The following is a 13,323-nucleotide window of genomic DNA, read 5'->3' as shown; positions in this document are numbered from 1 at the left end:
TTATGAGTCGCGAAGCTGCCGTGCAGGAACCCTGCCGAATGAGGGCCGTTACTGTGGCAAGAGTGATTTGGGACCGATGAGTCGATGGTCAGGAGCAGGCTCGGAATATCGGGCCTTTCGGTCGATCCGGCTCCGGAAGACGATTATGACCAGATCATCTGGAATGTGCGTTTCGACGGCACTGTCGATGCTTCCCTGGCTATTCCAGCGTCGCGATAGCGTCGAACATGGTACGCCCAGAAAAAGACTCTCTTCACCAACAATAGATTGCAGCAGCAAAGGCCGCCGTTTCATGCTAAATGGTAGCTGGAGCTTGCTAAAGTGGGACACAAAGTGAGGAGTGACTCTATGCGGAAGATGATTATTGCCATGGTTGCGGTGGTGGCGGTCAGTGGCTGCACCTCGACCGAACAGGACGTGGTTGGCGGCGGCTTGATTGGCGCCGGTGTCGGCGGCTTGGTCGGCGGCGGCAAGGGCGCGCTGATCGGCGCGGCCGTGGGTGCCGGTTCCGGCCTGCTGGTGCGCAACCTGCGCAATGGCTATTGCCAGTATCGCGATCATCGCGGCCGGATCTACACGGCTCGCTGCAACTAGTTCGGCGATAATCGAAACGTTGGTCCGGAGACCGGTCCGCCGGCCTCCGGATTTTCGTTGTTTGGATGGTTGATTCTGCGCCTGGCGATCGCGCTCAGTTCGCCAGGGGGATTCTGATTTCCACGTTCAGCCCATTGGCCCGGTAATCGCGATGGATCGTGCCGCGCAATTCGCGCGTGACGTTAAGGTCTATCAGCTTGGTGCCGAATCCGGTCTTGGCAGGCGCTTCGAGTTTCTTCTGACCGGTTTCGCGCCAGTTGAGAGCCAGCGTCCTGTCACGCCCGCGTCCTTCGAGCGACCAGTCCACTTTCAGCGCCCAGTCCCCCTTGAGCGAATTGGCCGAATTGCCGGCTTCGCCGTATTTCAGCGCATTCGTCGCCAGTTCGTGAAAGATCAAGCCGAGCGCTTGCGTCGTGTTTTCGTCGAGCAGCACCTGCGGCCCTGACAACAGCCCTTCGGGCAGCTCCTTGCCGAACACCTGGCCAAGCTCGATGCGCAAGAGATCGGCAAGATCTGCCTTTTGCCAGCGCGAGCGCGTCAGCATGTCCTGGGACGCCGCCATCGCCTGGAGCCGGGCCGAGAAGGATGCGGAAAACTCATTGACGTCTGTGGCCCGCGAAGCCGTCTGGCGCGCGATCGCCAGCACCCTGGTGATCGAATTCTTGATGCGATGCTTCATCTCCTGCAGCATCAGGTCTTTTTCGAGCAGGCTCTTTTCCGTCGTCTCGTGCAAGCGCGCCGCCGCCTCATAGGCGCGCTCCTGGTAACGCGCGACCAGCGCGATGGCGCCCGCCAACAACAGGCCGAACAGCCCCAGCATCACCGGAATGGCGCGCGACGAAGGCTGCGAGAAGGCGCTCGTCGGCCGGAACAAAACAGTCCATGGCCGCCCGGCCACAACGATCTTGCGGGTGACCAGCAGCCTGTCGCCGAAGGTCGAAGCCGGTGGCGTTTCCGACCGGAACAGCAGATTGTCGCCGTTCACCGCGCCGTCGCCGTCGTAGATTTCCGTGTTGACCGGCAGCAGCGGCGATCGACTGAGCGCGGTCTGGAACAGATCGCTGGTTCGAAAAGCCGCATAAAGAAAACCCGCCGTGGAGGATCTGGGCGCATCGATGGCATCGGGTGCCGTTTCGACATTGAGTCGCACGAAGACGAGGAAGCCGGTGAACGTCTGCGCGGCACCCGTCTCCTGGCCCAGTTGCACCAGCCCGCTGGCGTGCTGCTGGTCATCCAACATCGCCTTTTCAATCGCTGCGCGCCGCACCGGTTCACTGAACATGTCGTAGCCGATGCTGGCCTGGTTGGACGGGTCCAGCGGTTCGAACAGCACGACGGGGGTGCGCCAGGGCTGCGTGGTATCAGGATAGATTGGATGGTTGACGCCATGGTCGTACAGCATATCGCGTTCGACCGCCGTCTCGTCTCCAGCCTTTGCCAGCCTGAGATAGCCGATGCCGCGCAAGCCGGCAAAATTTCTATCGACATCGAGCGCTTTGAAGAACGCGTTGAACTCGGCGCCGGAAATATCGCCGTTGCGGGCATCGAACAGGGCCTGTGTCGAGCGTAGCAGCGACAAATGCAGGTCGATGCGGCTCTCGATCCGGTTGAGCGCGTCGTCAGCCGTCGCTTCGAACTTGATGCGGGCGGCCTCTTGCGTCGCGAAATAGGCGAACCCCGCCATCGTCATGCTGATCAGCGCGACGGCGATGAACGCGACGGTTGGAAAAAGCTTCTTCAACGGATGATGCGGTCCATGAGCATGTCGGGCCTTTTATGGGGAAGTCGCCGTGCCAATACAATGGCAAGGCCAAGGCATCCTGACGGCTGGCACATCGGATGGTCCGGACCCGGCACATTCCTCCGGTCAGGCGGCATCGCTACCGGCAAGCCTCAAGCGGCGATCTTCAGTGCGCCCGGTCCGGGAATGGCGCCGGGCGGGCATTTGCCCAAAATGATCATGCCGAGCACCTCATCCTGGGTCACGTCCGTAGTGCGGGCGGTGCCGACGACCTGGCCGTTCTTCATGACGCAGACCCGATCGGCAAGGTCGAATACATCGTGGATGTCGTGGCTGATCAGGAAGATGCCGATGCCGTCGGACTTGAGCTGCCTGACCAGTTCGCCGACCTGGGCCGTTTCCTGCGGGCCAAGCGCCGCCGTCGGCTCGTCCATGATAAGAATGCGCGCGTTGAACAGGATCGCGCGCGCGATCGCCACCGATTGCCGCTGGCCGCCCGACAGCTTGATCACCGGCTCCTTGAAGCGCTGGAAGCGCGGATTGAGCCGGCCCATCACCTTGCGCGCCTCGGCCTCCATGGCAACGTCGTCGAGCGTACCCCAGGCGGTCATCAGCTCCCGGCCGAGGAACAGATTGGCTGCGGCGTCGACATTGTCGGCCAACGCCAGTGTCTGATAGATCGTCTCTATGCCGTATTTCTTGGCGTCGCGCGGATTGGAGATAGCTGCCTCCTCGCCGTTGACGAAGATCTGGCCCGCATCGCGTTTGTAAGCGCCGGACAGGATCTTGATCAATGTCGACTTGCCGGCGCCGTTGTGGCCGAGCAGCGCCACGACCTCGCCGGGGAAAAGATCGATCGAGGCGTCGTCGACGGCGCGGATGCCGCCGAACGCAATTGAGATGTTGCGCATGTCGATCAGCGCGGTGTCCGCGGGGTCGATTTTGTCAGCCATGATCGTTTCTCCCCGATAGTTCCTGCTTGAGCATGATCTCTGGACAGACGATTTCCGTTTGTCCGAGAAAACCGTTTTCACTTCTCGGGATCATGCTCAGACCCGCTTGCGATAGACGGTATCGAGCCAGACGGCGATGACCAGCACGGCGCCAACGACGATGCTCTGCAGCGGCGAGTCGATGCCGAGCAGCACCATGCCGGACTGCAGTGACTGCATGAGCAGCGCGCCGAGCATGGCGCCGAGCACCGTTCCGGAGCCACCGGCAAGCGAGGTACCGCCGATGACGGCGGCGGCGATCACCAGCAACTCATCCAACGTGCCTAGCGCATTGGTCGCCGCGTTGAGGCGGGCCGACGAGATCGCCGCGCTGATCGCGGCCAGCACGCCCATGATCATGAACACTTTCATGGTCACCCAGCGCGTGTTGATGCCGGCGAGATTGGCGGCCTCCGGATTGCCGCCGATTGCAAAGACGTAGCGACCGAAACGGGTGCGCCTGGTGATGAAGGTCATGACGATGCCGACCGCGACCGCCATCAGCACCGGTATGGCGACGCCGTGGGCGATGAACAGCCCACCTTCGGGAATGGTGATGCCGTTCTGCTGCGCATACTGGCGCACGATGCCGATTGGCCACGGATAGGAATTAGCGATCCAGACGGCCCCAAGGATGGCCGCACAGGTGACCACGCCGAGGAAGATCTCCGCCCAGACGGGCCGCAGTGGAAAGTTGAACCGTTTGCGCTGCGAGCGGCCGTTGAGCAGCGCGAAAGCGACAGCCACGCAAGCGACGACGCCGATGATCCAGCTGGCGGTAGCGCCGACCGAGCCCCGCGGCCCGCCGCCCATCAGCTGGAACGTGGCGTCAAGCGGCGCGACCGTGCGCCCGTTGGTGATCAGCCATGCCATGCCGCGCCAAACCAAAAGACCGCCCAGCGTCACGATAAAGGCAGGAACCTCAAGATAGGCGATGATGAAGCCCTGGAAGGCGCCGATCGCAAGGCCGAGCACCACACCGGCGGCCAGGGCGATGATCCAGAGCCAGGGATTTCCAAGTTGGAAGCCGATGACACGAATGAGGAATTCGGCTTGCGCCACGCCCATGATCATACCGATCACGCCTTCGACGGAACCAACCGAAAGGTCGATGTTGCGCATGACGATGACCAGCACCATGCCGGTTGCCATGATCGCGACCGAGGAGGTCTGCACCGACAGGTTCCAGAGATTGCGCGGCGTCAGGAAAAGTCCGCCCGACAAGATGTGAATGCCAACCCAGATGACCAGCAACGCACCAACCATGCCAATCATGCGCGTATCGAGTTCGGTTGCCTTGAGGAAGCGTCCGACAGTGCTCAGTTCGGACGCACGCGCCTGGTCTGCGGGGGTATTTGCAGCAGGTAGGTTGGACGTCGTGTCGGTCATGATTTCCTCCCAACCGGCGGGCCGTCTGACGCGAATACCGGAACCAGCCTAGAAGCTATCCGCGTGATGCGGAAACACAAATCTTTTTGAGAAAACGCCGCGGCTTTTGGGCCGCGGCGTTGAGAATGCAGAGAGAGCCCAGCTTTAGTTGCAGGCTGCGACGGTGCCGGCGGCGACGCCCGCGCAGACCTCGTCCTTCTTGATCCAGCCGGCGTCGATGACGACGTTGAGATTGTCCTTGGTGATGGCAACCGGGGTCAGGAACAGCGACTTGACAGTATTGCCGCCCGGCGTCGTGAAGTCCTTGGCGCCGGCAATGTCGCCCGTCTTCTTGCCATCGGCAAGTTGCGAGGCGATCTCGGCGGCATTCTTGCCGAGTTCGCGCGCATCCTTCCACACCGACACGGTCTGCGTGCCGAGGGCGATGCGGTTCAGCGCGGCGTGGTCGCCGTCCTGACCCGAGACCGGCACGGTGCCGGCCAACCCTTGAGCCGTCAGCGCCGCCACGACGCCGCCGGCGGTGCCGTCATTGGCCGCGACCACGGCATCGACCTTGTTGTCGTTGGCGGTCAGGAACTGTTCCATGTTCTTCTGGGCATTGGCTGGCAGCCAGCCGTCCGTATAGGCCTCGCCGACATTCTTGATCTTGCCGCTGTCGATGGCTTCCTTGAGCACTTCCATCGAGCCCGCGAACAGGAAGTCGGCATTCGGATCGGCACCCGAGCCCTTGATGAAGACATAGTTGCCTTCCGGCTTGACCTTGAACACTTCGCGGGCCTGCATGCGGCCGACTTCCTTGTTGTCGAAGGTCAGATAGAAGACGTCCTTGTTCTCGATCAGCCGGTCATAGCCGACGACCGGAATGCCTTCGTCCAGCGCCTTCTGTACCGCCGGGCCGATAGCCGAGGCATCCTGCGCCAGGATGATCAGCGAATTGGCGCCCTGCGAGATCAGGCTCTCGACATCGGTAAGCTGCTTGCCGGGATTGGACTGCGCGTCGGCGGAGATGTACTTGTCGCCGGCTGCCTCGATCGCCGTCTTCATGGCGGCCTCGTCGGTCTTCCAGCGCTCTTCCTGGAAGTTGGACCACGAAACGCCGATGACCTTGTCCTTCGCCTGCGCGACTGACGCGAGCGTCAGCGACATGGCGACACCCGCCAGGATGGCGGCTGTGAATCTTTTCATATTATCCTCCCTGCGCCGCGTATGGCGCGACCAAACTGACCCTAAGGCCGGCACAAAGGCTCTATTTTTTCGAGCCTCGAAAAAATACTGATCCAACACCCGAACGCTGTCAACATCGATTCTGAGGGATTTTGATGTGTCTGCGAATTTTTTTCGAGCTCCGGAATAAATAAATGACAGGCCGGGCGGCTTCTGCCAGTATTTGACAGCGTTGCCGACAGCGTTCGAGGGGACGGAGAACCGCGGCGACCGGGAGGACTTGAACAGACATGTCGGTCGGAATCCGCCACGACGATTTGCGCCGGCGCAACCGGGCGATGGTGATCGCCGCTGTCCGCCGCGCCAGACAGCCGTCACGCACCGAGATCGCCGCAACCACGGGCCTCAGCCACTCGACCATATCGGCGATCTCCTCCGACCTGATCGGTGAAGGCATCCTGACAGAAAGCAAGCCAAGCGAGGCCGGCTCGCTCAAACGTGGCCGGCCCCAGGTCGGGCTCAGCCTCAACCCGGAAGCGGCAGCGGTGATGACCGTGGTGCTGTCGCTGAATTTTCTCTCCGTCGCCGTCATCGACTATGCGGGCCAGGTGATATCAGAGGAACAGCGCCGGCTGGACACGTTGACCATAGCGCGCGACGCGCTGATCGGCGAATGCACGGCAATCGTGCGGCGTCGTTTCGAAGATCCCGATCTTGACGTTCACAGGATCGCCCGCATCGCGCTGGCGATCCAGGGCATCACCGACACCCGTGCTCGCGCCATGCTGTGGTCGCCGATCACGCCGCACACCGATATCGCCTTCGCCGACATCCTCGAAGACGAGTTCGGCATCCCCGCCACCATGGAGAACGACTGCAACATGATGGCGATCGCGCTGCGCTGGCGCGATCCCGATCGCTACCGCAACGATTTCATCGCCATCCTTTTGTCGCACGGCATCGGCATGGGCCTGGTGCTGAAAGGCGAATTGTTCACCGGCACCCACTCGTCGGGCGGCGAGTTCGGTCATATGATCCATCGGCCGAACGGCGCGCTCTGCCGCTGCGGACGGCGCGGCTGCGTCGAGGCCTATGCCGGCAACTACGCCATCTGGCGCAATGCAAGGCAATTGGGTGAGGACGCGGAACCCGTCGCCGATGTCAGCGACGCCGACATGCGCGCGCTGGCGGCTGTGGCCCGCGAAAGAGATGGGCCCGAGCGGGAGGCCTACCGCAAGGCCGGCGAAGCCCTCGGCTACGGTCTCGGCAGCCTTTTCGCGCTGATCGATCCGGCGCCCGTCGCCATGGTCGGCGTCAGCGCCGCCGCCTTCGACCTGATCGAGCCGGCATTGCGCAAGGCCATCGCCCAGACCGCCGGCGGCCAGCATTCCGAATGGATTTCCTTCGAGGCAGAGCCGAACGAACTGCCGCTGATCCGCGAAGGCTGCGCCATGCGGGCACTGACCTTCGTCGACCAGGAGATTTTTGCACCAGGTGTGCTGGCGAGAGGGAGCGCCGGAAAGAGTGTCGCGTGAGACCAGGGTCAAAAGCCAATAATTGTGAACGGCCGAGTTCGACCTGGGCGGAAGTTCGCACGCGCCAGGTTGAACTCTCACAGCCAAGTCCCTTGCAGTCATTGCTGCGCCGATCGATTGCGCGGTCCGCGGCATCTATCGCTCCGTGAAAGCGCGAGCGAAGGAATCGCGCATCGGCCGTGCGAGATACTCGAAAAAGCTTCGGTCGCCAGTACTTATGAACGCTTCTACCGGCATTCCAGGATAGAGCTGCTCCGCTTTCACGCCGGGCGGCAAGGCGGAGGCAATTTTCAGCTTGGCGCGGAAATACGCTTCATGCGTAACCTGGTCGATGAGCCGGTCCGCGGAAACCTGCGTCACGGTGGCTGAAATCTCAGGCGTGAGCCGCATGTTCAACGCTGATAGTCGCAGTCTTGCCGGCTGGCCGACATGAACCTGGTCGATGTCTTTCGGCGGCAGCCGTGCATCGACGACCAGACCCGATGTCGTAGGCAGAATCTCCATGATCTTCTCGCCGGGGGCAATCACGCTGCCCTTGGAATTATAGGTGGACGACACCACGATGCCCGCTGCCGGCGCCTTGATCGTCGTCCGCCGCAGCACTGCCTCGGACGCCCGCATCTGTTCGTCGATGTCGGCCAGCGAAGACCGTACCTCGTCGAGCTTCGTCAGGGCTTCCTCCACGCGTTGCGTGGTCAGGCGCTCGATTTGCTCCTGGGCTTCGACGATCTGGGTGTTGGCCGCTGCAAGATTTGCCTCCAGCGCCCCTGCCTGCCCGACGAGATCGGCTTCGCTGCGCAAAAGCTGCGAATATTCAGTGCGATTGGTGAGGCCTTTGTCCAGCAGATTGGTCTTGATGCCGAGCTCTTTCTTCACCACTTCGGCCTGTTGCTGGACGGCCAGTTTCTGGGCTTGCAATCCGACGACAGACTGGCGATGCATGGCAACCCGCTGCGCGAGGATCGATTGTTCCGATCGAAACCGGGCGAGCCTGGCATTGAATTCCTTCTGCTGTTCTCGAACCAGAATCTCGAAATCGTCCTGGAACGGTGCTGGCGCGGCCGCCGTGATTGGCGCAAGCTGGTCCAATCCGTCGCGTTCCGCCTCCAGCCGCGAGGCGCTCGCCTTCAACGCGATCGACTGTCTCGTCAGCCGGTTGAGCTCGGCTTGCGCGGCCGTTCTATCCAGCAGGATCAGATCCTGGGCCTGCTGCACGCGATCGCCTTCATGGGCGAGCAACTCTTGAATGATACCGCCCTCAGGATGCTGAATGAGGATGTTTCCGCCTGTCGCCGAGATTGTGCCTTGCGTGATGACCGCGCCGGACAACGGTGCACTGACCGCCCAATAGCCAAAACAACCTATCAATATCGCTGTTGCCGCATATCCGGCGAAAGCCACCCGCCGGATGTCGGTGCGCGCTTTGCCTTCCCAGACGAGACTCTGTGCTGCCATCTTCTAGGATCCAAAGCGGACGTTATGAGGGGTGGTGCGGATCGTCGTTGCAAAGGACCCCGTCACCGCCATGCTGCGCTTCGGGGGAAGGCCGATGCCGGCGATCGGCTGCCGCAACACGTCGCCGCTTGGACCGAAGGCTTCGATCACTCCACTGCGCAGAAGCATCACGCGGTCGCAGGCTGCGGCGACCGAAGGGCGGTGCGTTATCACGATCGTCGTAACGCCCGCTCCTTTCGCCGCGGCAAGCACGTCTTCGAGCGCGGCTTCGCCGCTGCCGTCGAGATGTGTGCTGGGCTCATCCAGCACAAGAATACGCGGATTGCCGTAAAAGGCGCGCGCCAGCCCGATCCTTTGGCGTTCGCCGCCCGACAGTGTTCTGTCCGACGGACCTATTCCGGTCTGGTAGCCATCGCGCAGCGCCAGTATCAGTTCATGCGCCTGGGCACGTTTTGCCGCTTCGACGATAGAGGCGTCACTTGCATCAGGTTCAAAGCGGGCGACATTTTCCGCGATTGATCCGGGAAAGAGCTCCACCTCCTGAGCGAGATATCCGACATGACGGCCAAGCTGCTTCTCGTCCCAGTTTCTGAGGTCGGCGCCGTTGATCCTGACGCAGCCGCTGGTCGCTTGGATCGCACCGACAAGCAATCTTGCCAGGGTGGACTTGCCGGCCCCGCTTGGACCTATTATCGCAACCGCTTCGCCGGCGCCGATCTGGAAGTTCAGTCGCTTGATGATGGGTTCGGTGCCGGGCGTGGCGTTCGGCGCGACAAGGATCAGGCCCTGCACGACAATTTCGCCCGACGGATCCGGCAAGGTCAGTTTTCGCGCATGTGCCGGATGGGCGGAAAGCGCCTTGTCCAACCGCTTCCACGATCGTCTGGCGTCAACGATCTGCCGCCATGAACCGATCAGTTGGTCGAGCGGCTGCAGCGCGCGGGACGACACCAGGGAAGACGCGAAGATCATCCCTGCCGTCATCTTCCCTTGCAGCACGAGCCATGCTCCAACGCCCAGTATCGCCAGCTGAAGGATCATGCGTACCGCTCGCGATGCTCCGCTGAAGATCGCGTTGGCCGTGGACGAACGGTCATGAAGAATTAGCGCCTCCGCCACGTGCCTGCCCCAGACGCGCGCCGCGTTTTGGACCATGCCCATGGCGAGCAGCGTCTCCGCGTTGCGGGCAAAGGCCTGCTCCGACAGGCTGGCGACAGCCGAACGTTCCGCGGACAAAGCGTCATTCCTGCCGACGGCGAGCTGATTTGCCAGGACCAGCGCAAGCAACAGCGCAACCCCTGCCAGCGTAAGCCAAAACAGAAAGGGATGGATGAGGTACAGCAGGGTGAGGAAGAAGGGAGCAAACGGCAGGTCAAATAAGACCGCCACACTGCGTGACCTGATGAAGGCGCATATCGAGGCAAGGTCGCGCAGTGGAGACATGGCTGCGCCGCCGGCGTACTTGGCTTCAAGCGAGACGGCGAATGTCCTCGCACCCAGTCTGTCGTCGACAGTGGCTGCAACGCGCTGCGTGTAGATGGAGCGGACCGCATCGAGGAGACCGAGAAAGGCGAGCGCGAGAACCGCGATAGCCGACAGGTAGAACAGCGTCTCGACGCTGTAGGAAGGCAGGACGCGGTCATAGACTTGCAAGAGATAGAGGGGGATCACCAACAGCAGGATGTTGATGAGGAACGAGAAAGCACCGACATCGGCGATGGCGCGCCTGAAAACTGCCTGCAAACTGGACTCTCCAATCATCCCCGCGCTCCCTGACGGCTAATGGCCTCAAACATGAAGCCGCCGCTTAGAGCGAGTGGTCGCTTGCCATGTCCAAGGGTTGGTCCAGCGTATAGGCGTGGATATAGTCGATTTTCATCTCCGCTGGAGTAGCCAGATGGTCAGGAGGCTGGCCGGCAATGCCGCCGACCGCGAGATTGGCCAGTATGTACATGGGGTCGTGCATGTCGGACGGCGTCGCCGCTTGGGCGACCTTCACACCGTCATAGGTCCAGACAAGCTCATCCTTTGTCCAGAGCAGGCCATAGGTGTGGAAACCGTCAGTGTCCGCAACGTTCACCGTGGACGAAACCTTCGTGTGCTCTCCCGTCTCATTGGTGTGCGCTGTCATGAAAAGCGTGTTCGGATCCTGACCGCGCGTTTCGACGACGTCCAGCTCCGGCGGCCACGATCCGTCTTCCGGAAGCAGCCAGAAGGCCGGCCAGGCTCCGGCCGTTTCGGGCAGGTCCGCCCGCATTTCGAAATAGCCGTAGGTTTGCGCGAAGCTGTCGTGGGTCGTCAGTATCCCCGATGTGTATTCGTAGTTGTTGATCAGAGGCTTGATGTCCTCCGGCGCCTGCGCGGCGGTGATGATGAGGACGCCGTTTTCAACGCTGAACGGGTGGACGGAACTCGTCGGCCCGTAATTGGCGTCGATATACCATTGCAACTCGCCATTGCTGCTCAATGTGCTGCCGTTCGGCGCGCCCCACGAGAAATTGGAATTCCAGGTGCCGTCCTGCCCGTCCCGAAGGCTCAGCGTGTTGAATTCGTCGGCGAAGGACAGCGTCATTCCGGACTTGTCTATCGGCAGTTCGAACTGGGTGGGCTGCAACTTGTCGATGGTCGTATTCTTGAACACCAGGATCTCGTCAGATCCGAGGTTCAGCATCACGTTCGATTCCACCTGAACCATCTGCGAACGGACGGCATCGAACGAAGTGAAGTCATAGCCGTTAAGGCGCACCACATCGGTCGCACCGAAATCGAAGATAAGATCGCTTCCATTTCCTTTGGAGATGGCGAAAGTGTCGGCGCCGTCACCGCCGATCAGGACATCATTTCCCTTGCCGCCATCCAGCGTCTGATGACCCGACCCGCCCTTGATGATGTTGTCCAACGCATTTCCGAACGCATATCGATTGGCGCCGGTAACGACCAGGTTCTCGAAATTGTCGGGGAGCTTGTAGCTCATCCAGGTGTCGATCGTGTCGATCCCGGCCCCGGGATCTTCGACCACCTTATTGTTGGTGGAATAGAGGTGATAGTAGTCGTCGCCGGCGCCACCATACATCGTGACATTGACGCCGGTGTCTCCCCAGAACGAGTCGTTGCCTGAGGTGCCATGCAGTTCGGCCCCGGCTCCGGTTGCCGAGAACCAATGACTGGACGCGCCGGTGTAGGGAAGAGGAATACCTTTGGCGTTTAAGACCGTGCTCATCAGAAATCCTTCCTCTTAGTGCCCGACCTGATCAAGTCGTTCGGCGCAAGGTCCGGCGACCGCTTTCAAAGCAACGTTGCAACGAACGAGATCGTTCCCGCGGAATCGTCATCCAATGCAAGATCGTATTGACTATTCGGAGCACATACAATCGATAAAGAGGAGAGAAACTCATTCTTAGTCTGAGGAACTTTTTTAATAAAATTGCGCATTTATGCGAAACCACATCCTCTGGCGGGCACATAGCCATATTAGTTCAAATTGTTTCTTGAGGCGCGCAACTTTGATCGGAGGTCTGCGGGCAAGATAGCAATGTGACCAACTAAAGTGTCACGGGCCGTGCTTCCTGCGGCCAGCCTGGCAGAAAAGCGAATTGGGAGATCGGAGGGCAATCGCCAGCCAGTCAAGCTACGCGCCGAGCCCCGCGAAGGGCAGTTTAGACTTCGATCCCGCCTGCTTGAATGTCTGCCATCGCGTGGCCATTGGCGACGACCTGCTGATCGAATTTGAACCTTGGTTCCGATCTATCGGCTAGTCTTCCCTGATCGCGTAGCCTGCGCCCCGAATGGTGCGGATGACGTCGGGCATGCGGCCGTTGTTGACGGCTTTGCGCAGCCGGCCGACATGCACGTCCACCGTGCGTTCGTCGATGTAGATCGTTTCGCCCCAGACGTTGTCGAGCAGTTGGCTACGCGAGAACACGCGGCCGGGATGGCGCATCATGAATTCGAGCAGGCGGAATTCGGTCGGCCCGAGCCGGATCTCGCTCTTCTTGCGATAGACCCGGTGCGATTCTCGATCGAGCACGATGTCGCCGACCTTCAGCACGCTGGACAGCAGTTCCGGCTTGGCACGGCGCAACAGCGCCTTGACCCTGGCCATGAACTCCGGTGTCGAAAACGGCTTGACCAGATAATCGTCGGCGCCGGTCGAGAGGCCCCGCACGCGATCGCTCTCCTCGCCGCGCGCGGTCAGCATGATGATCGGCAGCCGCTCGGTCTCGGGACGCATTCGCAGGCGCCGGCAGAGTTCGATGCCGGAAACCGCCGGCACCATCCAGTCGAGCACCAGAAGGTCAGGCACGTTCTCCTGCAGCCGGATCTCGGCCTCGTCGCCACGCGTCACGACCTCGACCTGATAGCCCTCGGACTCCAGATTATAGCGGAGCAGCACGCCTAGCGGCTCCTCGTCCTCCACCACCATGATGCGTGGCGCGATCATCGGCTGGTTACC

11 protein-coding genes are annotated in these 13,323 nt (G+C 61.2%); 3 read left to right on the top strand and 8 right to left on the bottom strand.

The genetic code is table 11. The annotated features are described in order from the left end of the window. Positions 1 to 84 precede the first annotated feature (84 nt). Together NKI20_RS03640 and NKI20_RS03635 are read left to right on the top strand one after the other, a co-directional pair. Positions 85 to 219: a hypothetical protein gene (locus NKI20_RS03640; protein WP_352828371.1), complete on the top strand. Its 135-nt coding sequence runs from the start codon at positions 85 to 87 to the stop codon at positions 217 to 219. A gap of 129 nt (positions 220 to 348) precedes the next feature. Continuing rightward, positions 349 to 594 (top strand): YMGG-like glycine zipper-containing protein, encoded by a 246-nt coding sequence (locus NKI20_RS03635; protein ID WP_023757387.1) that lies wholly within the window; start codon positions 349 to 351, stop codon positions 592 to 594. 94 nt (positions 595 to 688) lie between these two features. Here the strand turns inward: NKI20_RS03635 and NKI20_RS03630 are convergent, their stop codons facing one another. From NKI20_RS03630 to xylF, 4 genes are all read right to left on the bottom strand, one after another. Next, positions 689 to 2,335 carry a CHASE domain-containing protein gene (locus NKI20_RS03630; protein WP_352828368.1) on the bottom strand — a complete coding sequence of 549 codons (1,647 nt, stop codon included), beginning with the start codon at positions 2,333 to 2,335 and terminating at the stop codon, positions 689 to 691. Positions 2,336 to 2,487: 152 nt separating this feature from the next. Next, entirely contained in the window at positions 2,488 to 3,288 is an 801-nt protein-coding gene (locus NKI20_RS03625; RefSeq protein WP_352828366.1) for an ATP-binding cassette domain-containing protein, read from the bottom strand. Positions 3,289 to 3,384: 96 nt separating this feature from the next. After that, a complete protein-coding gene (locus tag NKI20_RS03620) occupies positions 3,385 to 4,716 on the bottom strand; it encodes a sugar ABC transporter permease (protein ID WP_352828364.1) in 1,332 nt (443 codons plus the stop codon). 144 nt (positions 4,717 to 4,860) lie between these two features. After that, the gene (gene xylF, locus NKI20_RS03615; RefSeq protein WP_352486460.1) at positions 4,861 to 5,901 is read right to left on the bottom strand and encodes a D-xylose ABC transporter substrate-binding protein; all 1,041 of its coding nucleotides are present in this window, start codon (positions 5,899 to 5,901) and stop codon (positions 4,861 to 4,863) included. Positions 5,902 to 6,170: 269 nt separating this feature from the next. Here xylF and NKI20_RS03610 point away from each other — a divergent pair, with 269 nt between their 5' ends. Continuing rightward, positions 6,171 to 7,415: an ROK family protein gene (locus NKI20_RS03610; protein WP_352828361.1), complete on the top strand. Its 1,245-nt coding sequence runs from the start codon at positions 6,171 to 6,173 to the stop codon at positions 7,413 to 7,415. 135 nt (positions 7,416 to 7,550) lie between these two features. Here NKI20_RS03610 and NKI20_RS03605 read toward each other — a convergent pair whose 3' ends face one another. The 4 genes from NKI20_RS03605 to phoB form a co-directional block, all read right to left on the bottom strand. Beyond that, a complete protein-coding gene (locus NKI20_RS03605; protein WP_352828358.1) occupies positions 7,551 to 8,870 on the bottom strand; it encodes an HlyD family type I secretion periplasmic adaptor subunit in 1,320 nt (439 codons plus the stop codon). 3 nt (positions 8,871 to 8,873) lie between these two features. Next, positions 8,874 to 10,613: a type I secretion system permease/ATPase gene (locus tag NKI20_RS03600; protein WP_352828355.1), complete on the bottom strand. Its 1,740-nt coding sequence runs from the start codon at positions 10,611 to 10,613 to the stop codon at positions 8,874 to 8,876. Between the two features lie 64 nt (positions 10,614 to 10,677). After that, positions 10,678 to 12,090, bottom strand: coding sequence for an endo-1,3-1,4-beta-glycanase EglC (eglC, locus tag NKI20_RS03595; protein WP_352828352.1), 1,413 nt, complete (start codon positions 12,088 to 12,090; stop codon positions 10,678 to 10,680). 531 nt (positions 12,091 to 12,621) lie between these two features. Next, a complete protein-coding gene (gene phoB / locus NKI20_RS03590) occupies positions 12,622 to 13,311 on the bottom strand; it encodes a phosphate regulon transcriptional regulator PhoB (protein WP_032906962.1) in 690 nt (229 codons plus the stop codon). Positions 13,312 to 13,323 lie beyond the last annotated feature (12 nt).

The organism is Mesorhizobium sp. M0830, from assembly GCF_040319965.1.
GTDB lineage: Bacteria > Pseudomonadota > Alphaproteobacteria > Rhizobiales > Rhizobiaceae > Mesorhizobium.
Note: the sequence above shows the minus strand (reverse complement) of the source record. Positions and strands in the feature narration are given on the sequence as shown.